General features: G+C 66.3%; 27 protein-coding genes. 20 read left to right on the forward strand and 7 right to left on the reverse strand.

Annotated elements, in window-relative coordinates:
• The first annotated feature begins 88 nt into the window (after nt 1-88).
• Nucleotides 89-1306 (forward strand): pyridoxal phosphate-dependent aminotransferase, encoded by a 1218-nt coding sequence (locus tag ACIGJD_RS14335; RefSeq protein WP_483686730.1) that lies wholly within the window; start codon nt 89-91, stop codon nt 1304-1306.
• Between the two features lie 200 nt (nt 1307-1506).
• Here ACIGJD_RS14335 and ACIGJD_RS14340 read toward each other — a convergent pair whose 3' ends face one another.
• A complete protein-coding gene (locus tag ACIGJD_RS14340; protein ID WP_483686731.1) occupies nt 1507-2226 on the reverse strand; it encodes a LuxR C-terminal-related transcriptional regulator in 720 nt (239 codons plus the stop codon).
• Nucleotides 2223-3602 carry an ATP-binding protein gene (locus ACIGJD_RS14345; RefSeq protein WP_483686732.1) on the reverse strand — a complete coding sequence of 460 codons (1380 nt, stop codon included), beginning with the start codon at nt 3600-3602 and terminating at the stop codon, nt 2223-2225. The genes ACIGJD_RS14340 and ACIGJD_RS14345 overlap by 4 nt, the downstream gene beginning before the upstream one ends.
• A 125-nt stretch (nt 3603-3727) precedes the next feature.
• Here ACIGJD_RS14345 and ACIGJD_RS14350 point away from each other — a divergent pair, with 125 nt between their 5' ends.
• From ACIGJD_RS14350 to ACIGJD_RS14370, 5 genes are all read left to right on the forward strand, one after another.
• A complete protein-coding gene (locus ACIGJD_RS14350) occupies nt 3728-5398 on the forward strand; it encodes a PspC domain-containing protein (RefSeq protein WP_483686733.1) in 1671 nt (556 codons plus the stop codon).
• Nucleotide 5399: 1 nt separating this feature from the next.
• Nucleotides 5400-5654, forward strand: a complete 255-nt coding sequence (locus tag ACIGJD_RS14355) for a hypothetical protein (RefSeq protein ID WP_483686734.1) — start codon at nt 5400-5402, stop codon at nt 5652-5654.
• A 3-nt stretch (nt 5655-5657) separates the two neighbouring features.
• A complete protein-coding gene (locus ACIGJD_RS14360; protein ID WP_483686735.1) occupies nt 5658-5915 on the forward strand; it encodes a PspC domain-containing protein in 258 nt (85 codons plus the stop codon).
• 228 nt (nt 5916-6143) lie between these two features.
• Nucleotides 6144-7169, forward strand: coding sequence for a 6-phosphofructokinase (locus tag ACIGJD_RS14365; protein ID WP_483686736.1), 1026 nt, complete (start codon nt 6144-6146; stop codon nt 7167-7169).
• A 46-nt stretch (nt 7170-7215) separates the two neighbouring features.
• A complete protein-coding gene (locus ACIGJD_RS14370) occupies nt 7216-7932 on the forward strand; it encodes a GNAT family N-acetyltransferase (RefSeq protein ID WP_483686737.1) in 717 nt (238 codons plus the stop codon).
• Here ACIGJD_RS14370 and ACIGJD_RS14375 read toward each other — a convergent pair.
• The 5 genes from ACIGJD_RS14375 to ACIGJD_RS14395 form a co-directional block, all read right to left on the reverse strand.
• Complete coding sequence (locus tag ACIGJD_RS14375) at nt 7894-9423, reverse strand: DHA2 family efflux MFS transporter permease subunit (protein WP_483686738.1); 1530 nt, start codon at nt 9421-9423, stop codon at nt 7894-7896. The two genes, ACIGJD_RS14370 and ACIGJD_RS14375, sit on opposite strands and share 39 nt — an antisense overlap.
• Nucleotides 9424-9473: 50 nt before the next feature.
• Nucleotides 9474-9899 carry an ankyrin repeat domain-containing protein gene (locus tag ACIGJD_RS14380; protein WP_483686739.1) on the reverse strand — a complete coding sequence of 142 codons (426 nt, stop codon included), beginning with the start codon at nt 9897-9899 and terminating at the stop codon, nt 9474-9476.
• Nucleotides 9899-10981 carry a CAF17-like 4Fe-4S cluster assembly/insertion protein YgfZ gene (gene ygfZ / locus ACIGJD_RS14385; RefSeq protein ID WP_483686740.1) on the reverse strand — a complete coding sequence of 361 codons (1083 nt, stop codon included), beginning with the start codon at nt 10979-10981 and terminating at the stop codon, nt 9899-9901. The genes ACIGJD_RS14380 and ygfZ overlap by 1 nt, the downstream gene beginning before the upstream one ends.
• Before the next feature lie 64 nt (nt 10982-11045).
• Nucleotides 11046-11654 carry a nitrobindin family protein gene (locus ACIGJD_RS14390; protein WP_142133067.1) on the reverse strand — a complete coding sequence of 203 codons (609 nt, stop codon included), beginning with the start codon at nt 11652-11654 and terminating at the stop codon, nt 11046-11048.
• A gap of 173 nt (nt 11655-11827) precedes the next feature.
• Nucleotides 11828-12595: a permease gene (locus tag ACIGJD_RS14395; protein ID WP_483686741.1), complete on the reverse strand. Its 768-nt coding sequence runs from the start codon at nt 12593-12595 to the stop codon at nt 11828-11830.
• Between the two features lie 341 nt (nt 12596-12936).
• Here ACIGJD_RS14395 and ACIGJD_RS14400 point away from each other — a divergent pair, with 341 nt between their 5' ends.
• The 14 genes from ACIGJD_RS14400 (at nt 12937) to asd (ending at nt 25751) form a co-directional block, all read left to right on the forward strand.
• Nucleotides 12937-13635: a winged helix-turn-helix transcriptional regulator gene (locus tag ACIGJD_RS14400; protein ID WP_018769102.1), complete on the forward strand. Its 699-nt coding sequence runs from the start codon at nt 12937-12939 to the stop codon at nt 13633-13635.
• A 33-nt stretch (nt 13636-13668) separates the two neighbouring features.
• Nucleotides 13669-14637 carry a mycothiol synthase gene (gene mshD, locus ACIGJD_RS14405; protein ID WP_483686742.1) on the forward strand — a complete coding sequence of 323 codons (969 nt, stop codon included), beginning with the start codon at nt 13669-13671 and terminating at the stop codon, nt 14635-14637.
• 131 nt (nt 14638-14768) lie between these two features.
• Nucleotides 14769-17018, forward strand: a complete 2250-nt coding sequence (locus ACIGJD_RS14410; RefSeq protein ID WP_483686743.1) for an RNA degradosome polyphosphate kinase — start codon at nt 14769-14771, stop codon at nt 17016-17018.
• An 8-nt stretch (nt 17019-17026) separates the two neighbouring features.
• Nucleotides 17027-17995: an NUDIX hydrolase gene (locus ACIGJD_RS14415; RefSeq protein WP_483686744.1), complete on the forward strand. Its 969-nt coding sequence runs from the start codon at nt 17027-17029 to the stop codon at nt 17993-17995.
• Between the two features lie 71 nt (nt 17996-18066).
• Nucleotides 18067-19707 (forward strand): hypothetical protein, encoded by a 1641-nt coding sequence (locus tag ACIGJD_RS14420; RefSeq protein WP_483686745.1) that lies wholly within the window; start codon nt 18067-18069, stop codon nt 19705-19707.
• Nucleotides 19685-20488 (forward strand): thymidylate synthase, encoded by an 804-nt coding sequence (locus tag ACIGJD_RS14425; RefSeq protein WP_483686746.1) that lies wholly within the window; start codon nt 19685-19687, stop codon nt 20486-20488. The genes ACIGJD_RS14420 and ACIGJD_RS14425 overlap by 23 nt, the downstream gene beginning before the upstream one ends.
• Nucleotides 20485-21069: a dihydrofolate reductase gene (locus ACIGJD_RS14430; RefSeq protein WP_483686747.1), complete on the forward strand. Its 585-nt coding sequence runs from the start codon at nt 20485-20487 to the stop codon at nt 21067-21069. The genes ACIGJD_RS14425 and ACIGJD_RS14430 overlap by 4 nt, the downstream gene beginning before the upstream one ends.
• Nucleotides 21070-21073: 4 nt before the next feature.
• Nucleotides 21074-21292: an NF038396 family protein gene (locus ACIGJD_RS14435; protein ID WP_483686748.1), complete on the forward strand. Its 219-nt coding sequence runs from the start codon at nt 21074-21076 to the stop codon at nt 21290-21292.
• Between the two features lie 113 nt (nt 21293-21405).
• Nucleotides 21406-22386, forward strand: coding sequence for a hypothetical protein (locus tag ACIGJD_RS14440; RefSeq protein WP_483686749.1), 981 nt, complete (start codon nt 21406-21408; stop codon nt 22384-22386).
• 23 nt (nt 22387-22409) lie between these two features.
• The gene (locus ACIGJD_RS14445) at nt 22410-23054 is read left to right on the forward strand and encodes a hypothetical protein (protein ID WP_483686750.1); all 645 of its coding nucleotides are present in this window, start codon (nt 22410-22412) and stop codon (nt 23052-23054) included.
• 2 nt (nt 23055-23056) lie between these two features.
• Nucleotides 23057-23473: a hypothetical protein gene (locus ACIGJD_RS14450; RefSeq protein WP_483686751.1), complete on the forward strand. Its 417-nt coding sequence runs from the start codon at nt 23057-23059 to the stop codon at nt 23471-23473.
• 117 nt (nt 23474-23590) lie between these two features.
• Nucleotides 23591-24019 (forward strand): hypothetical protein, encoded by a 429-nt coding sequence (locus tag ACIGJD_RS14455; RefSeq protein ID WP_483686752.1) that lies wholly within the window; start codon nt 23591-23593, stop codon nt 24017-24019.
• A 76-nt stretch (nt 24020-24095) separates the two neighbouring features.
• Complete coding sequence (locus ACIGJD_RS14460; RefSeq protein ID WP_483686753.1) at nt 24096-24506, forward strand: hypothetical protein; 411 nt, start codon at nt 24096-24098, stop codon at nt 24504-24506.
• Between the two features lie 114 nt (nt 24507-24620).
• Nucleotides 24621-25751 (forward strand): aspartate-semialdehyde dehydrogenase, encoded by a 1131-nt coding sequence (gene asd, locus ACIGJD_RS14465; protein WP_364397219.1) that lies wholly within the window; start codon nt 24621-24623, stop codon nt 25749-25751.
• The last annotated feature ends 15 nt before the right edge of the window (nt 25752-25766 follow it).

The following is a 25766-nucleotide window of genomic DNA, read 5'->3' on the forward strand; positions in this document are numbered from 1 at the left end:
ACCCCGGAGGGTCCGGTGAACAGCATAGAGTAGAAATCGTCGAATCCACATTCCAGCCTCCGGGCTGCAAGCGAAGAACGGACCTGCCATGTCTGCCGCCCGCGTTTCCCAACGCATTTCCGCCATTGCCGAATCCGCAACCCTGGCCGTCGATGCCAAGGCCAAGGCGCTGAAGGCAGCTGGCCGGCCGGTGATTGGCTTCGGTGCGGGCGAACCCGACTTTCCCACCCCGGACTACATCGTCCAGGCAGCCATTGAGGCTGCGGGCCAGCCCAAGTTCCACCGCTACTCCCCCGCCGGCGGGCTGCCCGAGCTGAAGAAGGCCATCGCCGAGAAGACCCTGCGCGATTCGGGCTACAAGGTTGACCCGTCACAGGTGCTGGTGACCAACGGCGGCAAGCAGGCCGTCTACAACACGTTCGCCACCCTGGTGGATCCGGGCGATGAAGTCCTTGTGCCTGCCCCGTTCTGGACCACCTACCCGGAAGCCATCCGGTTGGCCGGCGGCGTCCCCGTGGAGGTCTTCGCAGGACCGGAACAGGACTACCTGGTGACCGTCGAACAGCTCGAAGCAGCCGTCACTGACCGCACCAAGATCCTTTTGTTCGTCTCGCCGTCGAACCCCACCGGCGCCGTCTACTCCCCGGAGCAGGTGGCCGAGATTGGCAAGTGGGCCGCGGCCAAGGGCCTGTGGGTGGTCACGGACGAGATCTATGAGCACCTGACCTACGACGGCGTACCCTTCACCTCCATCGCCACTGCTGCCCCGGAACTGGGCGACAAGGTGGTCATCCTCAACGGCGTGGCCAAGACCTATGCCATGACCGGCTGGCGTGTGGGCTGGATGATCGGACCCGCCGACGTCATCAAGGCGGCCACCAACCTCCAGTCGCACGCCACCTCCAACGTGTCCAACATCATGCAGATTGCCGCCCTCGCCGCTGTCTCCGGGCCGCTGACCGCCGTCGACGAGATGAAGGTGGCTTTCGACCGCCGCCGCAAGGCGATCGTCGCCGGGCTGAACGCCATCCCCGGTGTTGAATGCCCGACGCCGAAGGGCGCCTTCTACGTGTACGCGGACGTCCGCGCGCTCCTGGGCAAGGAATTCCCGACGGCGTCCGGCAGCGCCACGCCGCAGACCTCCGCCGAGCTGGCCTCGCTGATCCTCGACGAGGTTGAGGTGGCAGTGGTTCCGGGCGAGGCCTTCGGCCCCTCCGGCTTCCTGCGGCTGTCCTATGCCTTGGGCGACGACGATCTCGCCACGGGTGTGCAGCGCCTGCAGGACTTCCTGGGCAAGGCCCAGTAACGCCCGCTCACTTTTGACAGGCAAAACCCAAACGCCCGCTCACTTTCTTAGGGAAAGTGCGCGGGCGTTTGGGTTTAAGGCGTAAGAGCTGATCGGGCGTTTGGGAAAATGTTGCCAAAGGTGAGCGGGCGTTGGGGTTTAAGGCGGAAGAGCTGAGCGGGCGTTGGGGAAACAGTTGCCAAAAGTGAGCGGGCGTTGGGTTAGAGGAGGCGGCGCTCCGCGGCCCACTTGGTCAGTTCGTGGCGGCTGGAGAGCTGGAGCTTGCGCAGCACTGCCGACACGTGGGTTTCCACGGTCTTGATGCTGATGAAGAGTTCCTTGGCCACTTCCTTGTAGCTGTAGCCGCGGGCTATGAGGCGCATGACCTCGAGTTCGCGGGCGGAGAGCTTGTCCAGTTCGTCGTCGGCGATGTCCGCGGGGGCGGTTCCGAAGGCGTCCAGGACGAACCCGGCAAGGCGGGGGGAAAAAACGGCGTCGCCGCCGGCCACGCGGAACACGGCGTCGGTGATCTCGGCGCCGGAGATGGTCTTGGTGACGTAGCCCCGTGCGCCGGCGCGGATCACGGCCACCACGTCCTCGGCCGCATCGGAGACGCTCAGGGCCAGGAAACGCGTGGTGGACAGCAACGCGGCGGAACCGGCGATAACCTCCCGCCCACCGCCCCCGAGGCCGCCGGGCAGGTGTACGTCCAGGAGGACAACGTCGGGCCGCTGTTCCGCGATCACGGCGATGGCCTGTTCCACCGTGGCGGCCTCCCCCACCACCTGGATGCTGGCGTCGAGGTCGGCTTTCAGCCCGGACCGGAAAATGGCGTGGTCATCCACGATGACCACCCGCACGGAGGCGGCGGGGCGGCCGCTTCCGACGCCTGTCCCAAGTGCACCTGTCCCCTGTGTACCTGTCCCTTGGCCCGTGTTCATGATTTCCCTTCCGCATGTTCTGCTGCAGCCGGCAGCTTGAGCCGGACCTCGGTGCCGTCCCCCGTGCTGATGATGGCAGCCGAACCACCGTGGCGTTTCATCCTGCCAACAATCGATTCCCGCACACCCAGCCGGTCCGCCGGTACGTCGCCCAGCTCGAAGCCGGGCCCCCTGTCCTTGATGAAGATCTCTGCCGGCCCGTCCGACGCCTCCAGGTAGACCGAGACGGTGCCGCCGCCGTGGCGTGACGCGTTGAGCATGGCCTCGCGGCTGGCCTGGACCAGGGCTTCGTGTGCCTCGGTCATGGCCGCATCACCAACGGTGACCACCTCCACGGCGTTGCCCAGCAGGTCCTCCACCTCGGCGGCAACCGCCTTGATGCGGTCTGAGAGTTGCCCGCTTTCGCGGCCCGGGTCCTGGAACAGCCAGCCCCGCAGCTCACGTTCCTGGGCACGGGCCAGGCGGACGACGTCGTGCTCATTCCCCGCCCGCCGCTGGATCAGGGCGAGCGTCTGCAGCACGGAATCGTGGAGATGGGCAGCGATCTCTGCCCGTTCCGTCTCCCGGATCCTGCCGGCCCGCTCAGCCTCCAGGTCGCGCCAGAACTTCAGCGCCCACGGCAGCAGGACCAGCACCACCCCGCCCAGCACGGCCACGGAGGCAAGCAGCGCGAGCCACGTCTGTTCCCACGATCCGGAGCCGGAGACCATCACCAGCACGCCGGCCACCACCAGGGCCAGTCCGGCGGCGAGCCGCCCCCATCCGCCGGCTTGGTCCGCCTTGGTCTTGTCCACCAGTCCGGCGCGCCGGGTTTCGTCCAGTTGCATCCAGGCGATGGAGGCGCCGCCCAGAACGGCGGCGGCGGGGATCAGCGTGCCGAGGGATACGTCCACGCCCAGCAGCTGGGCAATCATGATTCCGGCCACCAGCAGGAGCCCGCAGCCCAGGAGGATTTCCTTGCCGTACCGCATGCCGCGCACCCGGAACCATGGTGGGGCGGCGGATGCCGGGCCGTCGGGGACGGAACCGTCGGCTCCTGTTGGCGTCCCGGCGTCGGGCGCTGCTCCCTGCGCCGGATAGCCCGGGGTGGCCGGGCCCTGAATCGGCTGGCCCGGCATTGGCTGGCTTACGGCCGGGGCAATGGGCGACGCCGGGCGGCGGGCATTGCGGCGGGCGGCCTCATCCGCCGTGGGAACCATGATCCACAGCCACGCGTAGAAGACCAGGCCTGCACCGCCAGCGAAGGAGGCGAGAACCATGCCCAACCGAACGTTCTTGACCGGCCAGCCCAGGTGAGCGGCCAGGCCCGAACACACCCCGGCGATGACACGGTCGCTGCTCCGTGCCAGGGGCGGGCGTGCCGGGAGGGTTGTCATGGATCAATCCAAGCACGGATCAGGGTGGCCCGGACCGCATCCGGCCTGTTCCCGGGGACAGCTCAGGGACGGTTCAGGGTTTCCCCCAGTAGAGCGGCAACGGGCCCGGACGGGAGGATCGAGGTATGAACTCGCAGACTCCCTCCCCCGACGACGAACACCCTGCCGAACCTCTCCCTGAAGGGCCGCGAGGTACGGGCAGCGAGCGGCCCACCGAGCCGCTGGCATCTTCCGATTCGACGCCCTCTGCGCCTGCGCCGGATCCCTCCGCTGGAGATAGTGCAGGTTCGGGCCCTGGTACTGATGCGAACCCCGGCGCTGCTCCCGGCAACGGATACTCCTTCCAAAACAGCCCGCCTCCAGCCCCTTCCACGGACTTCTTCGGATGGATCCGCAGTCACGGTATCTACCGGGGCAACGACCGGTGGATCGGCGGCGTGTGCAGCGGCATCGCCCACCGGCTGAATGTGGACCCCATCATCATCCGCGGCGTCTTCATCGTCCTGACCCTCTTGGCCGGCATCGGCGTGCTGCTCTACGGCCTGGCATGGGCCTTCCTTCCGGAGCCGGATGGCAGGATCCACGTGCAGGAAGCCGGCGCCGGGCGCTGGTCAAGCGGCATGACGGGCTCCCTGATCGCCACCGTCCTGGGACTAACGGGCCTGGGTGGAGGGTTCTGGGGGTGGAGCCACAACGGGCTGAGCGGCCTGCTGTGGACCGTCTTCTGGGTGGGCGGCGCGATCTACCTGGTCTACTACCTCTCCCAGCGCAACAAGGCCCACCCCACTGTGGCCGGCCACGGACCTGTCCACGGTACGACCCACCCCATGGGACACTCCGGCACGGGCTACACGTCATCCTTCTCCGCCGGCACGGCTCCGGCACCGGCACCTGGCCAACCTTCGGCGTCCGGCAGCGGTGCGCCTACCTACGGCGGGGCGCCTACCTATGGCAGTGCGCCCACCTATCCCGGTGGCACGGGGTCCAGCCAAGGCGGCTACGGCACCACAGGCGCGGGAACCGGCAGCGGGTATGCCGGCACCGTTCCCCCGGGCAGGGTCCCCGGCGCAGGTGCACCCGGCGGTGGCTCACCGGGCGGCCCCGGCAGCGGAGTACCCGGCGGCAGCAGCTACCCGGCACCATGGGTCCCGCCGCGGCCGCCAAAGCCCCGGCCGTCCGGTCCCGGCGCCCCGGCCGTCGCCATCGCAACCGGCTGCGCCTTGCTGGTAGGCGGCGGGCTCAAGGCACTGGACGCCGCCAACCTCATCCACCTGGGCGGTTCCGCAAACGCCATTGTGTGGGCCAGCGCGGCCGCGGTCCTGGGCCTGGGCATCCTGGTAGCGGGCCTCCGCGGCCGGACCGCGGGCATCCTGAGCCTCTTCGCCGTGATCGCCCTTGTTACCGGTGGCGTCTACAACACGGTGGACGACGGCCGGATGCGCTTCCAGCAGGTGGACTGGAACCCGGCAAGCATAGAGGAGGCCCGCGGGGGCATCGACATCACCGCCGGCCGGGGAACCGTGGACCTCACGGGCCTGTCCCCAACCGCCCCCCTGGCCTCCGACGTCGTGGTTCCCCTGGACATCACCGCCAGCAACGTCACCGTGGTGATCCCGCACAACGTGCCCGTGGACATCAAGGCGGACATGACCATGGGGAACCTGAACGAGGCAAGCGGCCAGCGCGGCGGCACCACCACCCGCGAAAGCAGCTACAACACGGACAGGCCCGGCAACCACCTGGTGGTGCAGATCGACGGCACCTTCAGCAACGTCACCATCCAGGAAGGCAACTGACATGGACAGCAGCAACATCACGACGACGGAAACGGGTACCGGGGGCCCGGCACCTGCCAGGGTGGGAACGGTGGTGTGGGGACTGATCGTCCTGGCGCTGGCGGCACTGATCATCGTGGCGCAACTGGGCATCGTCACCCTCAACGGCACCTACGTCTTGATCGGCCTCATGATCGGGGCGGGCGTGGCCCTGGTGGTGGGCGGCCTGCTCTCGGCCCGGAAACGTGACAACGAACCAACTACAGGGAAGTCTTGAACCATGGATAAGTTCTTCAGCATTGTCAGGGGCTTTGGCCTGAAGCGCGGCCCGCAGCGCTGGCTTGGCGGGGTGCTGGGTGGCATCGCGGCGCGGCTCAACGTGGACGTGGCCTACGTGCGCATCGCGTTCCTGCTGTTCTGCCTGCTCCCCGGACCCGCCGTGATCTTCTACCTCCTGGCTTGGATCATCATTCCGGACCAGCGCAACGAAATCCTGCTCCAGACGTTCCTGGACCGCCGGTCGCTGAACCGGCCCTGACCGGCCCCTTCCGGTCGCTTGTAGGGACCCGGCTTCCACCCACCGGACCAAGGCCCCTGCCTGACGCGAATGATTCGCGCAGGCAGGGGCCTTTCGCTGTTCCCCGCTTCTTGACAGCGCACCCCTATGTAACCGGTTTGTGTCGTACCCCACACACCCCACTACACTTCTAGGTGAGCTCAGCGTGGCGCTCTGCCTGTAAACCTTCTCCCAGGATTTGAGCCGAACATGAAAATTGGAATCCTCACCAGCGGTGGCGACTGCCCCGGATTGAACGCCGTCATCCGCGGCGCAGTGCTGAAAGGCATCGCCGTCCATGGCCAGGAATTCGTCGGATTCCGCGATGGCTGGCGCGGTGTGGTGGAGGGCGACATCATCGACATCCCCCGCACCATGGTCCGCGGTATAGCCAAGCAGGGCGGCACCATCCTGGGCACCTCCCGCACCAACCCGTTCGAAAACGGCGGCGGCCCCGAGGCCATCAAGGCCCACCTGGACCGGCTGGGCATCGATGCAATCATCGCCATCGGTGGTGAGGGAACCCTGGCTGCCGCCAAGCGCCTGACCGACGCCGGCCTGAAAATTGTCGGCGTCCCCAAGACGGTGGACAACGACCTCGACGCCACCGACTACACCTTCGGTTTCGACACCGCAGTGCAGATCGCCACCGAGGCCATCGACCGGCTGCGCACCACGGGTGAATCGCACCACCGCTGCATGATCGCCGAAGTGATGGGCCGGCACGTGGGCTGGATCGCACTGCATGCGGGCATGGCCGCCGGTGCCCACGCCATCCTCATTCCCGAGCAGAAGGTCAGCATCGAGCAGATCACCGAGTGGGTCAAGGAAGCCCAGGCCCGCGGCCGCGCACCCTTGGTGGTTGTCGCCGAAGGGTTTGTGCCCGAGCACATGGAAAGCCCGCACTCCGAGCGCGGCCTGGACACCTTCGGCCGGCCGCGCCTGGGCGGCATCGCCGACCAGCTGGCCCCCGAACTCGAAGCCCGGACCGGCATCGAGACCCGCGCCACCATCCTGGGCCACATCCAGCGCGGCGGCGTCCCGTCCGCATTCGACCGTGTCCTCGCGACCCGGTTGGGCATGGCCGCCATCGACTCCGTGGTGGAGGGCTACTGGGGCACCATGGTGGCGCTCAAGGGCACTGACATCCGCCACGTGGCCTTCGAGGAGGCGCTGGGCCAGCTCAAGACCGTCCCGCAAAACCGGTACGACGAAGCCGCGGTCCTGTTCGGCTAAGCCTGTCCTGTTCGGCTAAGCCTTCGGGCCGCCCTAGGCTGGGACTATGACACTCGATCCCGGCTCTGCGGCCATCATCCAGCTGGCGTGGGCGCGCCGGCTGGGCCTTGACGACGACGCTTTCGGTGACGCTTTGGCGTCCGGGAAAAGGATTGTCCGGGCCGACGAATCATGCCGCACCGTGGAGTTCGTTCGGTTGTTCGGGAGTTCGGCGCTGGTGGGCCCGCAGAGCGTGATCGATGCCGCTGCGGGCATTCCCGATGAGGAGATGGCCCAGCACGTCACGCTCCTGAAACTGACCAGGGAACGCGGTGGCCACGGACTGGGTGCAGCTGCCCTGTTCTTCGCGGACGACCTTCCGCTTCAGCAGCCGTCCGAAGAACTGACCGTCTCGCACGGCAACCCCGAGGCGATAGAGCTGGAGGGGCGCTGCCCGCCGGACGACGTCAACGAAGTGGGACTCTCCGACCTGGAGAACCGCTTCACCATCGTGCATCAGCTGGACGGCAGGCGCGTGCCCCTGGCCTGCGGTGCCTACGGGGAATGGGAAGGCCTGCTGGCCAACCTGGGCGTGCTGGTGGATCCTGAGTGGCGCCGCCGGGGCCTTGGCGCGCTGGCGGGGTCCATCGCGGCCCACGAGGCACTCGCCGCCGGGCTGACCCTGCAGTGGCGCGCGGACGTCAGCAACACCGGATGCCTGGCCCTGGCCCGGAAACTCGGGCTTTCAGCCGGCGGAATCCAGACCAGCGTCCACCTTCGCTGACTGCCCGGGGCCGGCACCGTCCGCAGCACCCCAGCCCTGCACGGGCTTGGGCTTGGCGAAGAACAGCGCCACCGCCGCCCCGGCCAGCACCACGGCAGCGGGCAGCAAGATGGACTGGGCCATCGCTGTCGAGAATCCAGCATGCAGGAACTCGGGCAGGCTGCCTCCCATGGTCATCCCCTCGCCGGCGCCGGCACCCGGACGGCCGCTGGGAAGTTCAGCGGCAAGCCTGGACTGGATCAGGACGGCTATGGCCGCGCTGCCCAGTACGGCCCCAATCTGGCGGGTGGTGTTGTAGACGCCGGAACCCGCGCCCGCCTGGCGGGGAGGCAGGTTCCGGGTGGCCGTGGTGCTGAGCGGGGCCCAGATGCCTGCGTTGGCAAAGCCAAGGACCGCGCTTGGCAGCAGGAAGAGCAGGATGGGAGTGTCAGGCTGCATCAGCAGGCCGTTCCAGACCAGGGCGACAGCCATCAAGACCAGACCGGAAGCGGCGAGGTATTTCGGGTTGACCCGGTCCACGATCTTTCCCACCACCGGTGCCATGCCTCCCGAGATCAGCGCCATGGGCACCATCAGGAGTGCTGACTGGGTGGGCGTCAGGCCGCGGACAAGCTGGTAGTAGAAGATCAGCGGCAGGCCGAAGGACGTCACCGTGAACCCCACCATGGTGATGCCGAGGTTGGCGAGGGAGAAGTTCCGGTCCCGGAACAGTCCCAGCGGCAGCAGCGGCTCACCCTTGTTGAACCGCTGCCAGGCCACGAACGCGGCCAGCACGACAAGGCCGGCGATGATCAGGCCCCACACGCTGATGGGACCGGTAATGGTGCCCCAGTTGTACGTCTCGCCTTCCTGGATGCCGAACACCAGCAGGAAGAGCCCGACGGCGCTCAGCAGGACGCCGGGAATATCGAACCGGTGCGGGTGGGTACTCAGCGCCGGGACGTTGCGCGTCGCCAGGATGAAGCCAACGACGCCGATGGGCACGTTGATGAAGAAGATCCACTCCCAGCCAAGGCCGTCCACCAGGACACCGCCCAGGATGGGGCCCACCAGGGTGGCCATCCCGGCCGTGGCGCCCCAGATGGCCATTGCGGAGCCGCGCCGGTCGGGCGGGAAGATACGGGTGATGACCGCCATGGTCTGGGGCGTCATCACGGCTGCGCCAAGCCCCTGGATCACACGTGCGGCGATGAGGGTTTCCACATTTTGGGCCAGCCCGCACCAGAGGGACGCCAGAGTGAACACCACCAGGCCCAGCAGGTACAGCCGCCTGGGCCCGAACCTGTCGCCAAGCCGTCCCGTAATAAGCAGCGGAACGGCGTAGGCCAGCAGGTAGGCACTGGTCACCCAGATCACCGAGTTGATGTCGGCGTGCAGGCCCTCCATGATCCGGGGATTCGCCACGGAGACGATGGTGCTGTCGATCAGGATCATGAAGAACCCGATCACCAGGGACCACAGTGCCGGCCACGGCTTTTCTACGTTTTCCACTCTGTCATCCTTTTGAAGTTGTGGCTGTGCCGGGCTGAACCCGGGTGAGGCTAGCCCAGCAGGTCCAGGATCTCCGTGCGGGCAAACATTTGCGCCGCGGCACGGGCCGAGGGCGCACCGGCGTCCGGATCCGCTCCGGCGCCCAGCAGGACCCGGGCCACGTCCGTGTAACCCTTGAATGCCGCACCGGCGAGGGGCGTCTGCCCCCGGTCATTGGCGGTGTTGGCGTCGGCCCCGTGCTGCAGGAGCAGCTCAACGGTGCCGGCGTGGCCATGGTACGCGGCCAGCATCAGCAGGGAATCCCCCGCAGCGTTCGTCATGGTGGCGGGGGCGCCGGCGTCCAGGTAGGCACCCAGCAGCGCACTGTTGCCCTCCCGCGCAGCCTGGAAGAGCGTATGCGCCAAAGCCAGAGCGTCGTCGTCGCGCCCTTCCGCTGCCTCTGTCCCAGCGTGGACGGGCGTGGTGTTTTCGGTCATCAGCGTGGCCCCCTCAGGAATCCGGTCTGGCGCCCCACAACCTGGCCGGCGTCGGGGGCGACGATGAGTTCCTGGGCGGCCGGATAGGGCTCGTCGCCGTCCAGGACCGTCAGTATTTCATCGGGGGCAACGGAACGCTTTATGACCGCCAAAGCCACGGGCCCCATCTCGTAGTGCTGCCCCACGGAAGTCACCGTTCCCACTTTCCGCTCCCCCGCCAAGACCGGGCTGCCGGCGGCGGGCAGGGTGTGCTGCGAGCCGTCCAGCTGCAGGAAGACCAGCCGGCGCGGTGGGTGGCCCAGGTTGTGGACGCGGGCGATGGTTTCCTGCCCCTTGTAGCAGCCCTTGGCCAGGTGCACGGCGGTGCGCAGCAGGTCCAGTTCGTGCGGAATGGTCTTGTCATCGGTTTCGGCGCCGATGCGGGGGCGCCAGGCGGCAATGCGCAGGGCTTCGGCGGCGAGCACGCCTGCCAGCGGGCGGCCGGCAACGGCGTCCTCCAGTTCGGCGGCAGGGACCAGGTACTCGAACCATGGACGGTCCACGCCTGGATGGTTCTCTTCGGAAACGGTGGCGTAGGAGTAGCCGCCGGCGCCCACGTGCGGCCACGGATCCTGCCAGGCAAGGTAGGCGGACCATTCGGGGACCGCACGGGTGCTTCCCATCACGGCCCAGTCCGCCGAAACGTCGGCGATTTCCACCCGCAGCATGAACTTCATCCGGTTGAGGTAGTCAGCCAGCGGCGCGGCCTCGGCGGCCTCCACGATCAGCCACGTGGTCCCGCCGTCGTCAACCACCCGGGCGTCGAAGTCAATGCGGCCCTGGACGCTCAGGAGCAGCAGCTCGCTGGACTCGCCGGGCTTGAGGGCTGCCACCTGCTGTGAGGACAGGGTGTTGAGCCAGCTCAGCCGGTCCGGCCCGGTGACGGTAACCACGCCGCGGTGGGAAAGGTCGACGACGGCGGTTCCGGCTGCGAGGGCGCGCTGCTCGCGCAGCGGCTCACCGTAGTGGGCGGCGACACCGGCGTCGGGGCCGGCGGCCTCGACGGCGCCCGGGCGCGACAACAAAGGGCTGGGCGTAATCATATGAAGTAGAAGTCCTCACGGGTCTGCGGTATTCCGGGTTCCCGGGAATTGCGTGGAACCCTGCTCAGGAAACGCGGTGCAGGAACGCGGAGGCGTGGGCCTCCAGTCCCTTGCCGGCCTCTCCGCCGGTGGCAACGTCCCACCGCCACAACAGGTTGCCGTCCACCAGGCCGAAGATCCTGGTGGCCGCGCTGTAGTCCTTGGAGTGGCTGCCGCGCATCACCATGTCGGTGGTCAGCTGGATCTGCGGGCCTTTGATCTGGCCGTAGTACAGCTCCGAGATTCCGCCAGGGTGCGAGATGGACACGGAGATGTCGAAGCCGCCGTCCTTGTTCCGCAGCGCTTCCACCTCGTCGGCGCTCTTCAACACCGGCACGATGTCTGCCGGCACCAGGCCGGGACCGCCGTCGGCATCCAACTGCTTGCGCTCCAGTGCCCAGAAACCTGTCTCGACGGTCAGCGGCCGCAGCCGTGTCCCTTCGTCGTCGGTCAGCCAGCTTTCGGCACGGTACTGAAGGTACGGCAAGCCGTTGTGGGTGAACGAGACATGCTGCAGGAAGTGCTCGGAATCCTCGTCGCCGCTGCCGAGACGGCCGCGGCCCTCCCACTCACCAATGAGCCAGGAAAGGGGGACGAGTTCAGGGGTCAGGTCTGTAGGAATCTCAATAGGCATTGGTCTTACCTCCAGATGCGGCTGGCACCGGAAAAGGGGTGGCTACTTCTGGCCCTTGAAGAGGCGGTAAACCACGAAACCGGCGAACCAGGCCATGGACAGGCTCGCGATGCCGAGCAGGACAAGGAAGAAGATTTCAAAAGCAAGTACGGACATGGTGCCATCCTAACCCGTTAGTAGATGAGTAGTTTGTCGATGAAGTAAGCGAGGGACCCCACAGCCGAAACCGGGGCAAGGCCCATGCTCAGTGCGGCGGGGATGTTCAGCGGGGCACCCCGGAGCGTGGCAAGACGGCGGAAGCTGGCCAGGACCGCACCCACCACCACGCCGAAGACGGCGGCCGGCAGGACGGCGATATCAGACAGGACCAGTCCCGCGAGCGGACCTGCCAGTCCGGCCAGCACCACTCCCAGCGGCGCCACGATGCTGTCCGGCCAGCGAATGAGCCCGGCAAGCAGGGCCACGGCCGCACTGACGGCCGCCACCAGGAGCATCTCGCGGACGCCGTTGAAGCGGGCGCCGGCGATCCAGCCCGCTCCCAGGCAGGACAGCAGGACGCCTGCGCAGCATCCAAGGGTGGATTCGAGCCGCTGCGCCTGGCCGGTGCCGCGGATCAGCTGCACCACGAAGACGGCCATCATCCCCAGCGCCACAAATGTCGGTGTCCAGTCCAGATACCCGGGAGCCGGAGTCAGGGCAGCGGCCACTGCGGACGCCGCACCGGGCAGGGCGATGACGGCGGCAAGGGTCTTCTTGGCGGGAATGCGCAGGAAGTGCGGCCAGCCAATGCCCACGGCCGCGGCGATCACGATGCCCACTGCCACGAGCGCCTCCGGTGAGGCATAGACCCCCGCGATGATGGCGATGAGGCCGGCGATCCCAACGACCCCGACGGTCCAGGAACCAAGCGAACGCACGGGTGCCTGCAATTCGGCCGTCATGCGGGGCCCGGCCTGTGCTTCGTCGGTGCACTCACTGCGCTGTTTTCCCATCCTGGCGTTCGGCCGGAAGGCTGGTCCGCCCCCTCGTGGCAGGGCTGGTCAGCCCTGGTTCAATCCTGCCTTATGTGAACCGGATATGTCGCAAATCGGGCCTGTTCATGGCCGCAATCTGTGGCTGGAAGGGGGCCGCCGGGTATACTCAAGGTTCAGCTACGCTCCCTGCTGAGGTGGCTGGCCGGCGGCGTGCCGACGGTCCAAAAACCTCCTGCAGGAAGCCAGTACCGGCCGGTGAGAAACCGGTTCAGTCGCCCAATGATGCGCGGACGGCCCTTGGAGGAACAATGTCGCACATCCTGTTACTGACCAACAGCACCGGTTCTTCGGTGGACATCCTGCCTGCCCTCGAGTTGCTGAACCACCGGGTTCATATCCTGCCCGCCGAACCCACCGCCCTGCTGGAAACGGACCCCTGCGACATCGTCCTGCTGGACGCCCGCAAGGACCTGGTGGGCGCCCGCTCCCTCACCCAGCTCCTGAAAGCCACCGGCCTCTCCGCTCCGCTGGTGCTGATCCTGACCGAAGGCGGCATGGCTGCAGTCTCGTCGGCCTGGGCTGTTGACGACATCGTCCTCGATTCCGCCGGTCCCGCCGAGGTGGAGGCCCGCATCCGGCTGTCCGTTGCCCGTGCCGTCCCGGAACAGGAAGACGCCCCAAGCGAAATCCGCGCCGCCGGCGTCATCATCGACGAAGCCAGCTACACTGCCCGGGTAAACGGGGCGCCGCTGAACCTGACCTTCAAGGAGTTCGAGCTCCTGAAGTACCTTGCCCAGCACCCCGGCCGCGTCTTCACCCGCCAGCAATTGCTAACCGAGGTCTGGGGCTACGACTACTACGGCGGCACCCGCACCGTGGACGTCCACGTCCGGCGCCTGCGGGCCAAGCTCGGAGCGGACCACGAGAACCTCATCAGCACGGTAAGGAACGTCGGCTACCGCCTCACCCTGGTCCGGCAGCAGGAAGACGAACTCACCGAAGCCTGAGCCCCGACCCGCGCCGACGTATAGCCTTGGCTCATGACTCCAGCGCATCCGCAGAAGTGGCCCGTCCGTGTCCTCCGTGGCGGAGTTGACCAGCAACTCCTGAAAGACTGCCGGGATCTCCTGGCCGCCGCCGAGGAATCAGACGGCAACCCCTCCATTTCCGAACAGACCCTGGTGACCATGCGTGCCGGGGATTCCGCCGGGCACACGCTGCTGACACTGGCCCTGTACGCCCCGGACGAGGACTCCGATCCCGCCACCGCCCAGGACCTGGCAGGTTTCGCCGTGGTGGTCGAAGAGCCGGACGGCAACGGCATCCTGGAAATCGCCGTCCACCCCTCCTACCGGAACCAGGGTGTGGCGGACCGGCTGGTGGGTGCGCTCAAGGAGGTACGGGGATTTGACGGGCTGAAGGCGTGGTCCCACGGGAACCACGAAGCCGCTGCCGATCTCGCCGCACGCTACGGCTATGCGCCGGTGCGGGAGTTGTGGAAGATGCGGATGACGACGGCGGGAGCGGACCTGCCCGATGCCGGGCTCCCGGAGGGTGTGGCCATCCGCACCTTCGTGCCCGGCAAGGACGAGGATTCCTGGCTGGCCGCGAACCGGGCGGCGTTTGCCCACCACCCGGAACAGGGCAACCTGACCAGGGCCGACCTCGAGGCACGCATGGCGGAAGACTGGTTTGATCCCGCCGGATTCTTCCTGGCCGAGGACCGGGACGGGCGGCTGCTGGGTTACCACTGGACGAAGGTCCACCCGCGGCATGGCGCGCATCCGGCCATCGGCGAGGTGTATGTGGTGGGAGTGACGCCGCAGGCGCAGGGCATGGGCCTGGGCAAGGCCCTGACCATCGCGGGCCTCAAGCACCTCCGTGACGTGGGGTTGACCGCCGTCATGCTCTACGTCGATGCGGACAACACCGCGGCAGTGGCCCTCTACCGGCGTTTGGGATTCACCCGCTGGGACATGGACGTCATGTACGGTCCGGCGGCAGGGTGACCGGAGCAGCCTCAACAAACCCTGCTGCCGGGTAAAACAACGGCTGTGGCCGGAGTGATTGCTTGTAAGGTTGGAAGGGAACCGCGCGGGGCGGAAGCGCCGGCACCAAAGCGCCAGCAAAAGGAGTTGCCATGAACCCGGAACCCTCCGGAACAGCCACGTCCCAGGATGTAGCGGTGCCAGTGCGGGCGCGCTTCGGCTCCTCCGAGGTACCGGCATCCAGGGCAACCCAGGACCGCATCGACATCCCGGAGTTCGCGCCTAACCTGCAGCCGGAGGGCGATATCCGGCCGGACCGGTTCCTGGACCGCGAGCTGAGCTGGCTTGCCTTCAATTCCCGGGTGCTGGAGCTGGCCGAAGACCCCACCCTGCACCTGCTGGAGCGCGTCAACTTCCTGTCCATCTTCGCCTCCAACCTGGATGAGTTCTTCATGGTCCGCGTGGCCGGACTCAAGCGCCGCATCGCCACCGGCCTGGCCGTCCCCTCCCCTGCCGGGCTGAGCCCGGTCGAGGTGCTGGAGAGCATCAGCGAGGAGGCACACCGGCTGCAGGAACGGCACGCCCAGGTGTACGCGGACCAGATCCGGCCGGCGCTGGCGTACGAGCACATCCACCTCATGCAGTGGGACGAACTGGACGACGCCGCCCAGCAGCAGCTCAGCGCCATGTTCGCGGAAAAAGTCTTCCCCATCCTCACTCCCCTGGCCGTTGACCCGGCACATCCCTTCCCCTACATCTCGGGCCTGTCGCTGAACCTGGCCGTGGTGGTCCGGAACCCCGTCAGCGACAAGGAACTCTTCGCCCGCGTCAAAGTCCCGGACCAGCTGCCGCGACTGATCTCCATCGACGGTCCCCGCGCCGGTGCCGTACCCGGTCGGGTTGCCCGCTTCATTGCGCTTGAGGAAGTGATTGCCGTCCACCTGGACAAGCTGTTCCCCGGCATGGAGGTCCTGGAGCACCACACCTTCCGCGTCACCCGGAACGAGGACGTGGAGGTGGAAGAGGACGACGCCGAAAACCTCCTGCAGGCCCTGGAGAAGGAACTCCTGCGCCGCCGCTTCGGGCCGCCGGTCAGGCTGGAAGTCACCAATGACATCAACCCCAACATCCGCGCGCTCCTGATCCGCGAACTGGGCGTGGAGGAATCCGAGGTGTACTCGGTGCCGGCTCCGCTGGACCTCCGGGGATTGTCCGTCATCGCCGGCATCGACCGGGCCGACCTGCACTACCCGAAGCACGTCCCGCACACCTCCCGCTACCTGAACGAGTCCGAGACCTCCAAGGCCGCGAACGTGTTCGCCGCCATGCGCCGCCGGGACATCCTGCTGCACCACCCCTACGACTCGTTCTCCACCTCCGTCCAGGCGTTCCTGGAACAGGCTGCGGCGGACCCGAAGGTCCAGGCCATCAAGCAGACCCTGTACCGCACGTCCGGCGATTCCCCCATCGTTGATGCCCTGATCGACGCCGCCGAGGCCGGCAAGCAGGTCCTTGCACTGGTGGAGATCAAAGCCCGCTTTGATGAACAGGCCAACATTTCCTGGGCGCGGAAGCTGGAGCAGGCCGGCGTGCACGTTGTCTACGGCATCGTTGGCCTGAAGACGCACTGCAAGCTGTCGCTGGTGGTCCGCCAGGAAGTGGACGGCCTGCGCCGCTACTGCCACATCGGCACCGGCAACTACCACCCCCGCACCGCGCGGTACTACGAGGACCTGGGCCTGCTGACCGCCAACGACCAGGTGGGCGAGGACTTGTCCAAGCTGTTCAACCAGCTCTCCGGCTACGCCCCCAAGTCCACCTTCAAGCGGCTCCTGGTGGCACCCCGGTCCGTCAGGTCGGGACTCATCGACCGGATCGAGGCCGAGATCCGCAACGCCCGTGCGGGAGTGCCGGGCCACGTGCAGATCAAGGTGAACTCCATGGTGGACGAGGCCATCATCGACTCGCTCTACCGCGCATCCCAAGCGGGAGTGAAGGTGGACGTGGTGGTCCGCGGCATCTGCTCACTGCGCCCCGGCGTTCCCGGCCTGAGCGAGAACATCACGGTCCGCTCCATCCTGGGCCGGTTCCTGGAGCACTCGCGGGTGTTCGCTTTCGCCAACGGCGGCGACCCAGTGGTGTACATCGGCTCCGCGGACATGATGCACCGGAACCTGGACCGCCGGGTGGAAGCGCTGGTCCAGTTGGCCAGCCCCGATGACATCAACTACGTCCTGGACCTCATGCGGCGTTACATGGACCCCGAAACTTCCAGCTGGCACCTGGACAACGAGGGCCACTGGACACGGCACCACTTGTCCGAGGACGGGAAGCCGCTTGAAGACGTCCAGTCCTGGCTGCTGGCATCCCGGCCGCGGCAACGCAGCCTGAGCCGGCGATAGGCAGCCGCGTGTCGAGCGATGCACTCGTAGCTGACCAGACCGACCACCCGGGGGAACCCGTAGCCGTCACCGCCGCGGGGGCCATCCCCTGGCGGATCAACAAGGACCGCCTTGAGGTCCTGCTGATCCACCGGCCCCGCTATGACGATTGGTCCTGGCCCAAGGGAAAGATCGACGCCGGCGAGACGGTCCCCGAATGCGCTGTCCGTGAGGTCTGGGAGGAGATCGGCCTCCGGGCGCCGCTGGGCATCCCGCTGCCCCCTATCCACTACCACGTGGCATCAGGCCTCAAGGTGGTCCACTACTGGGCGGTCAGGGTCAACGGCGACGCCTTGGTGCCGGACGGCAAGGAGGTGGACAGCGTCATGTGGTGCGCCCCTGAGAAGGCGGCCCGCCTGCTGTCCAACCCGTCCGACGTCGTCCCCCTTGAATACCTGCGGGACGCGCACGAACGGGACGCACTGGAGACGTGGCCGCTGCTGGTGCTCCGCCACGCCAAGGCAAAGCCCCGCTCATCCTGGAGCAAGGCCGAGGGCGAGCGTCCCCTGGCCGCCACGGGCACCCGGCAGGCGCAGGCGGTTGGCCGGCTCCTGCAGTCCTGGAAGCCGATGCGGGTGGTCACCAGCCCCTGGCTGCGATGTGTGGCCACCGTTGCTCCCTACGCCCGGGCGACGGGTGCCAAGGTGAAGCTGGCGGAAGGCCTGACGGAGCACAAGCACCAGCGCAGCCCCAAGAAGACAGCCGCCGTCGTCAATTCGCTGTTCGACAAGCAGCGGTCCGTGGTGGTCTGCACGCACAGGCCAGCCCTGCCGACTGTGCTCAGGCAACTTGCGGCACACATGCCTGCACATCTGGCGAAGCGGCTGCCGGCCCATGAACCGTACCTCTCTCCGGGCGAGGTGGTGGTTTGCCACGTGGCCTGCAACGGGAGGAAAGGCGTTGTGGCGGTGGAGCAGTTCAAGCCGTTTGAAGACTAGCGCAAGCCGAGGTTGACCCAGCGGACCCCGCAGCATTGACTTAGTGGACCACGCACACTTTTGGGGGAAAAATGCAGGCTGCCACGATCGCTGTTGTCCATGATGTTCCACCTGCGGCCGTTCTCTGGCCGCTCCTGCTCACCGCTGGGGTCTACCTCCTGCTTCGATACCTGATCCGTGGTGCCCGGGGCCACGAAGTATCGGCAGCGGCGTCCCGGCACGCGTTCTGCATCGGAGTTCTTGGTTGGCTGGGAAGTTCACTGCTTCCGGCAGCCAACGCCGGGATCCTCCCGGTACCGGAAACCGCCAGCCGACCTGTCGGGATTTTGCCGGCCCTCGCCTGGCCGGTTCTCGGCTGCCTGGCCGTGCACATCCTCGGCCAACTGAGCTATTCCCGTGCCCCGACCGTGGAAGCCCAGGCTGGAGCTGTCCGGCCCATCCGCACCTTCCTGCCGCGCCGCCTGGCCTGGACCGTCGCGGCGGTCTTCCTGTTTTCTGCCGCGCAAATCGTACGGACATCCACGCTGTCAGGCTTCGCCGCCCATCCCTACGGTTCGCGTCCGGACGGTTCGGGTGGATATGCCACCTTCGGCGGGGAAGGCCGGATTCCCGGCGTTGAACTCGCGGCCTACCTTGGCGGGGCGCTTCTCGTTCTGGCGGTGGGGACCCTGCTTGTGCTGGCACTGACCGCCCGGCGGCCGCCGATGGCTGGACTGGGCAGTAAGGCCGATGGACTCCTCAGGACCATCACCGCGAACCGGCTCCTGCGCACTGTCGCAACAGTTGCTGCAGGTCTGGCAGCCATCGCGGGCAACCACGCGGCCCGCCCCGATCCTGGCACCGGGCCGGCCAACTGGTTCAACCCTGCAGGGGTCCTTAACCTGGCTGTCCTGCTGGTGATGCTGCTGTGGGCCCCGCCCCGGCTTCCCGGGCCATCGCCGGCCCGGGGGAACGGCGCGGCGGGTGCGCAGCCGGTGACGAAGCTGCTGGTCTCCATCGGTGCGGTCATGGGGCTGGCCGCATTCCTGCCTGTCCCCGCCGCAATCTTCGTCCCGGGAGCGCTTACCGGGCATCCCGCGCTTTTCGTGGCCGGGTCAGCTGTCTCGGTCCTGGCGGTTGTTTCCCTCGGCGAGGTGGTGGTCCACAGGAATTACGGGACGGCCGGCGGACCCCGCCGTTGGCCGCGCCAAACAGTCTCCCCCGCTATGGCATATACGTTCGTTATCGCGGCGGCGATTCTTGTGGCTGCAATTTGTGTTGTTGCCTGGCGGCAGGCCGGGTTGCAGGTAGGCCCGTCGTGGATGATGGCCGCCTGGACCAGCGCGGCAACGGCGCTCTTTTCCTGCGTTCCCCTGGTGCTTGCCGGCACTCGTAACAGCGTCCCGGGACCTGCCCAGGGACTCGACGCCGCCCTCCGCGCCATCACCGTGCACCGCGTGGTCCGGACCCTCGCCGCGTTCCTGGTCGCCCAGGCAGGGTTGCTGCTGATGAGCGAAGGGACAAAGCTGCACCGGGCGTCGCCACCCGGGCAGGAACCGTGGGACTTCGCGTGGCAGGCGGCGCCCGCCGTCGGGGTTCTCTTGGCCACCGCCGCAGTGGTGATCGCGGTGATCCCCGTTGCAGGAGTTCGCTCCAGCGGAGACGCGCCAGTGCCGCCAGCGAACAACCCCCAGCCAGTAGACTTGACGGGTGAGCATCCCAACGCCTTATGAAGACCTCCTGCGCGATGTCATGGCCACCGGCACCCATAAATCGGACCGCACGGGCACCGGAACAACCAGCGTTTTCGGCCGCCAGATCCGCTTCGATCTCTCTAAAAGCTTCCCGCTGATCACCACCAAGCGGGTCCACTTCAAGTCCGTGGCGGTGGAACTCCTGTGGTTCCTGCGCGGCGAAACCAACATCAAGTGGATGACGGACCAGGGCGTCACCATTTGGAACGAGTGGGCGGACGAGGACGGGGACCTCGGCCCGGTCTACGGCGTGCAGTGGCGCAGCTGGCCCACTCCGGACGGCGGCCACATCGACCAGATCGCCGAGCTTATCGATAACCTGAGGTCCAACCCGGATTCCCGCAGGCACATCGTCTCGGCCTGGAACGTCTCGGAACTCAACGACATGGCGCTCCCGCCCTGCCACGCGTTCTTCCAGTTCTACGTGGCCAACGGCAAACTCTCCTGCCAGCTGTACCAGCGCTCGGCGGACATGTTCCTGGGCGTCCCCTTCAACATCGCCTCCTACGCGCTGCTGACCTGCATGGTTGCCCAGCAGGTTGGCCTGGAGCCGGGCGAGTTCGTGTGGACCGGCGGTGATGTGCATATTTACGAGAACCACATGGACCAGGTGCTCAAGCAGCTGGAACGCGAGCCCTACGAATACCCGCAGCTGAAGATCACCCGCAAGCCGGCGTCGATCTTCGACTACACCCTTGAGGACTTCGAAGTGGTGGGCTACAAGCACCACCCCACGATCAAGGCGCCGATTGCCGTATGAGCACCGAAAACTCCACGGATCCCCAGTCCTTCACGGAGGAGCTGGCCGCCTCGATCACCGGCGTCGGGCTGGTCTGGGCGCAGACCTCCGACGGTGTGATCGGCAAGGACGGGGACATGCCTTGGCACCTGCCCGAGGACCTCAAGCACTTCACCAAGCTGACCACCGGGCATCCGGTCATCATGGGCCGCAAAACCTGGCTGTCCTTCCCGGACAAGTACCGTCCCCTGCCCGGCCGCACCAATATTGTGATCACCCGGCAAAAAAGCTGGGCGGACACGCCTGAGGCGGAGGGCGCCGTCGTGGTTCCTTCCCTGGATGACGCGCTCCTTGAGTCGCAGTTTGTCGACGGCGGCGAAACGGTATGGATCCTGGGCGGCGGCGAAGTGTTCCGCCAGTCCACCGAACTCGCCAACGTCGCGGTGGTCACCACCATCGATGTCAAGGCCGACGGCGACACCTTCGCTCCCGAGCTCGGCCCCAGTTGGGAGGCGTCCGCCTCCGTCCCGCCGGACGGGTGGCTGACGGCGGCCAACGGTACGCGCTACCGATTCACCAAATGGACCCGGACCGAGGGCTAGGAACATGCTGAAAAAACCGGAAACCCTGTTCGTCCTGGGTTACATGCTGCTGCCCCTACTGGCACTGCTCTCAGCGATTGTGGGCCTCACCATGATCCTGGGCGGCAACAAGATCGCCGGGGCCATCGTGCTGGTGGTGGTCACCCAGGTGTTCACCTTCGGCGCGTTCTTCGCGCTGCGCGCGCGGAAGGCAGCCGTCCTGGAGCAGTCGGACCGCAGTTAGCGCTTTTGGCAGCGGCATGGGGAGGCCACCCCATCGCGGGTGGCGCGGTCCTGGCCTAGGCTGGGGCACGCAGCACTCTGGGGGCTGCTGGATGAATATTGGGGGGAATCCTGGTGGCAGGAACTTTGTGGGGCGCCGACGTCGAGCAACTTCGGGCCCTCGCGCAGCAGTTCAACAAGACGGCCGACCTGCTGCAGCAGCAGTCGACGCAGCTAAGCAGCCAGATCAACAACAACCCGGCCTGGAAAGGCGCAGACGCCCAGCGGTTCCGGTCTGACTGGAACAGCAGCCACCGCACGCTCCTTCAGCAGACTGTCTCGCGGCTGCAGCAGGAATCGAAGGTGCTGCTCAGGAATGCAGATGAGCAGGAAAAGGCGAGCACCAACGGCGCAGGCGCTGTTGGTGGACCTGGCACCGGTTCGCCCACCGGCAACAACGGTCCCCGCCCGCCAATCCCGGGGCAGGGCAGCAACGATCCCTGGGGCCCGGACTGGCTAACGGATCCAAACTCCCCGTTCCGCAGCGGCTGGGATATCTACAACCTCACCAAGGCACTACCGAATCTCCGGGCAGGACTGTTCGATCTTCCCCACTTCATTGGCAAGGCAGACAACCTCGGCGAGTTCCTCTTCTCCAGGGACTTCCGGACCGCGGCGAAGGCATTCCAGGACTCGAACATGCTGAGCCAGTATTTCAACACCTCGTCAGAGTTATTCGACGGCAGGTGGGACACTGCACTGAACCTCGCCGAGGGCGGCAAGGCAGCGAAGTTCTTCGAGTTCGGCGGTAAAGCCTTGGGCGGAATCGGGGTCGGTCTTGACGTGCTTGACACTGTCAACAACATCAAGGAAGGCGACGGATGGGCCGCCCTCTACTCTGGAGTTAAGGCCGGCCTGGGAGTGGCGAGTTTCGCTCCCCCTCCTGTAGGAACAGCGGCGATGGTAGCGTCCGGCGCACTGGCCATCTACGACAATGTTCCGATAGTCAAGGAGACAGTCAATGCCATCGGCGGGTCCATCGCTGATGGTGCCAAGGAAGCCTGGGAAGGTGCCGGGGATGCCGCCGAAAAGGTCGGCGACTTCTTTGGATTCTGAGCCCACAAGGAGAGGTATCGACGATGACTGAGACAACTGCGGAAACCACCGCCATACCCGATGCCATCGGATACGGCTTTGCCGAGATAGCCGCCCTAGCAACCCTCCGGGGCGGCGAGGCTGGAGTGCTCAGCGCGGAAGCCCTGAGAGTGGCCGGCTACCTGGACAATACGGACATGGTGAGCGCAGGTGCGTCGTCTCTGGTGGCCCGTGGACTCGCCAAGGCCGAAAGCGATGGACTCCTCTCCGTATCAGGACCAACTGCCGCGGTCGCCGCTGTCCTCTCTTCCGCCAGCCGTCGCATTGAAATATCGCTGCTGACCGCAGAAGGGGGCGATAGCGTTATCTGCATGGAAGGCGACGACCTGCATCTCCTGTTCCAGCCCCGCGCCTACTTCACCTGGTGGGCAATGGCGCAGAGACCCGACGTCACGGCCGCCGAGGCCAACCTCCTGGTCATCAAACAGCATCTGCGCGACAACCCCCACGGCGGTGCCACGCTCCGGCGCCGCGAGGATCCCACGGGACAGACCCTGTATGTGAAGAAGGGCGGCGACGAGTCCTGGACTATCGGCCTCTCCACTCCCGGACAAAAAGACATAGCCGAAACTAGGGGTGTGGACGACGCAGTCCTCCTTCGCCACATCCAAATCATCCGTCAGGACTGACTGTGACATTCGACCGAGACCGTGAACGCCGCAATGACGCCGTCTATGCCGAGCACAAGGCAGCGCTTGCCCGGGGTGAGAAGCGGGTACTGCGCAGGACAGATACAGGTGAACTGCACAGCTACCCGGGCGACGAGATCGGATTTTCACCCGGCCGTGGACACGTGCAGGTGCGAACGTGGTGGGGTATGGGAATCCTGACCGCCGTTATGGCGGTCCTGGTCGTTCTTTCCCTGGTGATACTGCTGAGGCCGGTAACCGACGGTGGCCAGCCGTTCTGGGGCGCCCTTGTTCTCACCGCGTTCGGCATTTTCGGAGCGTGGTACACCTTCGGCATGGCAAGGGACGAGTACCGGGCCAAGAGGCTGCGTAAGGAACGGCACGCGCCGGAACCCGGAGCAGGACATGTCAACCAGTGATTCTCCGCACAGGATCCGACCGCCTGCGGCTTCCCGATAAAGCGCGAGTCGCCCAGGGCGATCGGTCCTGCCGTACAGAAGCTACTTGTGGATCGGCCTTACTTCTACGCCACGGGAATGGACCGCACCGTCCATGCCTATACAAAGGACAAATGGGGTGTTGGCGGCTCCCAGCCAACCGGAAACTACTCGGTTCATACGACTACAGGGCTCGTTGTCGTGACAGCCCTCATGACCATTCCAGCCCTCGGCGCACCCCTGATGCTGATCATTGCGCTTGCCAGCCTCAATGTAATTGTTGTCATTTTCGGACTGCTCGGTACTGTCCTCTTTACAGGAGGCTGGCTCCTGGGAGTCCGCAGCCTTCGCCGCGAACTGCGGGCGTCCAAAAAGCGCAAGCTGAAAGGGTTGCCTAAACCGCGTTTTGCCCTCACCGATGACCAGGCACGCGCCTGGTTCGAATCGAATCCGTCACACATCACCATCACCCGCGAAAACTTCCCTGATAGCACTCGTCCGTTTCCTGGGGACGCGCCAGCCACTTAGCAGTCCGGGATCCCTGGCGCTCAACCAGGGACCGCGCCGCTGCTCACCCAAAACCTCACAACGGAAGTGGAAATTAATGAACGACGCCGCTCCTGGACCAACAGAGCCGGGCCGCGGGAAGGGTTACTACCGGCAGCAGGTGGATCTCGAGGCCGCGAAACAGAGACTCACTGTCGAGAAATATGGGGTCTACAAGGGCTCAACCGGCAGCGCCATCAGGCCCATCAACTCGGCTGGCGGCCTACTGTTCCTTGCTATCTTGATCTCAGTGTTTTCAGCTGTTGTCTGTGGAACGGCCATCATTCTGCTCACGGGCGAAGGGGTCACCAACTGGGTGCAATTCGTCGTCGGCTGCGCCATTGTCATCGTCCTGGTGCCCACGTCATGGGCTTACTACTTCAAAGAGCGCAAGGCTGCACTCCTCCGGAAGGCGGCCGGGAAGACCCTTGAACCTCCTACCCGCCGCTCAAGCCGGCCGGACTGGTAACGGCAGCCGACAGCAAAAAGCCGCCTGACGCCGTCGTACTTTATGACCGAACCCCGGCGCCGGGCGTGACGTAACCGACTGCGCCCTTCCGGATGCGAAGTCTAAACTGGACCAATGACTACAGCAGCTACCCCTTCCGTCGGCCTGGTCGGATGGCGCGGCATGGTCGGTTCCGTCCTGATGCAGCGCATGCAGGACGAGGGCGACTTCGCCAACATCAACCCGGTGTTCTTCTCCACCTCCAACGCGGGAGGTGCCGCGCCGTCCTTCGCTGACGGCGCCGGCAAGCTCGAGAATGCGTTCGACCTCGACACCCTGGCCAAGCTGCCCATTATCGTCACCGCCCAGGGCGGCGACTACACCAAGCAGGTCCACGGCGAGCTGCGCAGCCGCGGCTGGGACGGCCTCTGGATCGACGCCGCCTCCACCCTGCGCATGAACGACGACTCGATCATCGTGCTGGACCCCATCAACCGCGACGTCATCGACAAGGGCCTGGTCAACGGCACCAAGGACTTCATCGGCGGCAACTGCACCGTCTCCTGCATGCTCATGGGCCTCGGCGGCCTGTTCAAGAACGGCCTGGTCGAATGGGGAACCTCCATGACCTACCAGGCAGCCTCCGGCGGCGGCGCCCGGCACATGCGTGAGCTCCTCAGCCAGTTCGGCACGCTCAACGCCGAGGTCAGCACGGAACTGGATGACCCGGCGTCGGCCATCCTGGACATCGACCGCAAGGTCCTGGCCCACCAGCGCACCGACATCGACGCCACCCAGTTCGGCGTCCCACTGGCCGGCTCCCTGATCCCCTGGATCGATGCTGACCTGGGCAACGGGCAGTCCAAGGAAGAGTGGAAGGCCGGGGTGGAAACCAACAAGATCCTGGGCACTTCCGAGGAAAACCATGTGATCATGGACGGGCTCTGCGTCCGCATCGGCGCCATGCGCTCCCACTCCCAGGCCCTGACGCTGAAGCTCCGCGAGGACCTGTCGGTCGCCGAGATCGAGAAGCTGCTGGATGAGGACAACCAGTGGGCCAAGGTGGTTCCCAACACCAAGGAAGCCTCAATGGCCGAGCTGACTCCGGTGGCCGCCTCCGGCACCCTGGACATCCCGGTGGGCCGCATCCGCAAGATGGAGATGGGCCCGCAGTACATCAGCGCGTTCACCGTGGGCGACCAGCTCCTCTGGGGCGCCGCCGAGCCGCTGCGCCGCATGCTCAACATCGCCACCGGCAACCTGTAACGCCGACAACTGGCT

Source organism: Arthrobacter sp. E1SS-5, from assembly GCF_057073715.1.

Excerpts from the sequence above, each read along its gene's own strand:
- ACIGJD_RS14335 (WP_483686730.1), top strand. The coding sequence starts at position 89 with ATGTCTGCCGCCCGCGTTTCCCAACGCATTTCCGCCATTGCCGAATCC.
- ACIGJD_RS14340 (WP_483686731.1), bottom strand. The coding sequence starts at position 2,226 with ATGAACACGGGCCAAGGGACAGGTACACAGGGGACAGGTGCACTTGGG.
- ACIGJD_RS14345 (WP_483686732.1), bottom strand. The coding sequence starts at position 3,602 with ATGACAACCCTCCCGGCACGCCCGCCCCTGGCACGGAGCAGCGACCGT.
- ACIGJD_RS14350 (WP_483686733.1), top strand. The coding sequence starts at position 3,728 with ATGAACTCGCAGACTCCCTCCCCCGACGACGAACACCCTGCCGAACCT.
- ACIGJD_RS14355 (WP_483686734.1), top strand. The coding sequence starts at position 5,400 with ATGGACAGCAGCAACATCACGACGACGGAAACGGGTACCGGGGGCCCG.
- ACIGJD_RS14360 (WP_483686735.1), top strand. The coding sequence starts at position 5,658 with ATGGATAAGTTCTTCAGCATTGTCAGGGGCTTTGGCCTGAAGCGCGGC.
- ACIGJD_RS14365 (WP_483686736.1), top strand. The coding sequence starts at position 6,144 with ATGAAAATTGGAATCCTCACCAGCGGTGGCGACTGCCCCGGATTGAAC.
- ACIGJD_RS14370 (WP_483686737.1), top strand. The coding sequence starts at position 7,216 with ATGACACTCGATCCCGGCTCTGCGGCCATCATCCAGCTGGCGTGGGCG.
- ACIGJD_RS14380 (WP_483686739.1), bottom strand. The coding sequence starts at position 9,899 with ATGACCGAAAACACCACGCCCGTCCACGCTGGGACAGAGGCAGCGGAA.
- ygfZ (WP_483686740.1), bottom strand. The coding sequence starts at position 10,981 with ATGATTACGCCCAGCCCTTTGTTGTCGCGCCCGGGCGCCGTCGAGGCC.
- ACIGJD_RS14390 (WP_142133067.1), bottom strand. The coding sequence starts at position 11,654 with ATGCCTATTGAGATTCCTACAGACCTGACCCCTGAACTCGTCCCCCTT.
- ACIGJD_RS14395 (WP_483686741.1), bottom strand. The coding sequence starts at position 12,595 with ATGACGGCCGAATTGCAGGCACCCGTGCGTTCGCTTGGTTCCTGGACC.
- ACIGJD_RS14400 (WP_018769102.1), top strand. The coding sequence starts at position 12,937 with ATGTCGCACATCCTGTTACTGACCAACAGCACCGGTTCTTCGGTGGAC.
- mshD (WP_483686742.1), top strand. The coding sequence starts at position 13,669 with ATGACTCCAGCGCATCCGCAGAAGTGGCCCGTCCGTGTCCTCCGTGGC.
- ACIGJD_RS14410 (WP_483686743.1), top strand. The coding sequence starts at position 14,769 with ATGAACCCGGAACCCTCCGGAACAGCCACGTCCCAGGATGTAGCGGTG.
- ACIGJD_RS14420 (WP_483686745.1), top strand. The coding sequence starts at position 18,067 with ATGCAGGCTGCCACGATCGCTGTTGTCCATGATGTTCCACCTGCGGCC.
- ACIGJD_RS14430 (WP_483686747.1), top strand. The coding sequence starts at position 20,485 with ATGAGCACCGAAAACTCCACGGATCCCCAGTCCTTCACGGAGGAGCTG.
- ACIGJD_RS14435 (WP_483686748.1), top strand. The coding sequence starts at position 21,074 with ATGCTGAAAAAACCGGAAACCCTGTTCGTCCTGGGTTACATGCTGCTG.
- ACIGJD_RS14445 (WP_483686750.1), top strand. The coding sequence starts at position 22,410 with ATGACTGAGACAACTGCGGAAACCACCGCCATACCCGATGCCATCGGA.
- ACIGJD_RS14455 (WP_483686752.1), top strand. The coding sequence starts at position 23,591 with ATGGACCGCACCGTCCATGCCTATACAAAGGACAAATGGGGTGTTGGC.
- ACIGJD_RS14460 (WP_483686753.1), top strand. The coding sequence starts at position 24,096 with ATGAACGACGCCGCTCCTGGACCAACAGAGCCGGGCCGCGGGAAGGGT.
- asd (WP_364397219.1), top strand. The coding sequence starts at position 24,621 with ATGACTACAGCAGCTACCCCTTCCGTCGGCCTGGTCGGATGGCGCGGC.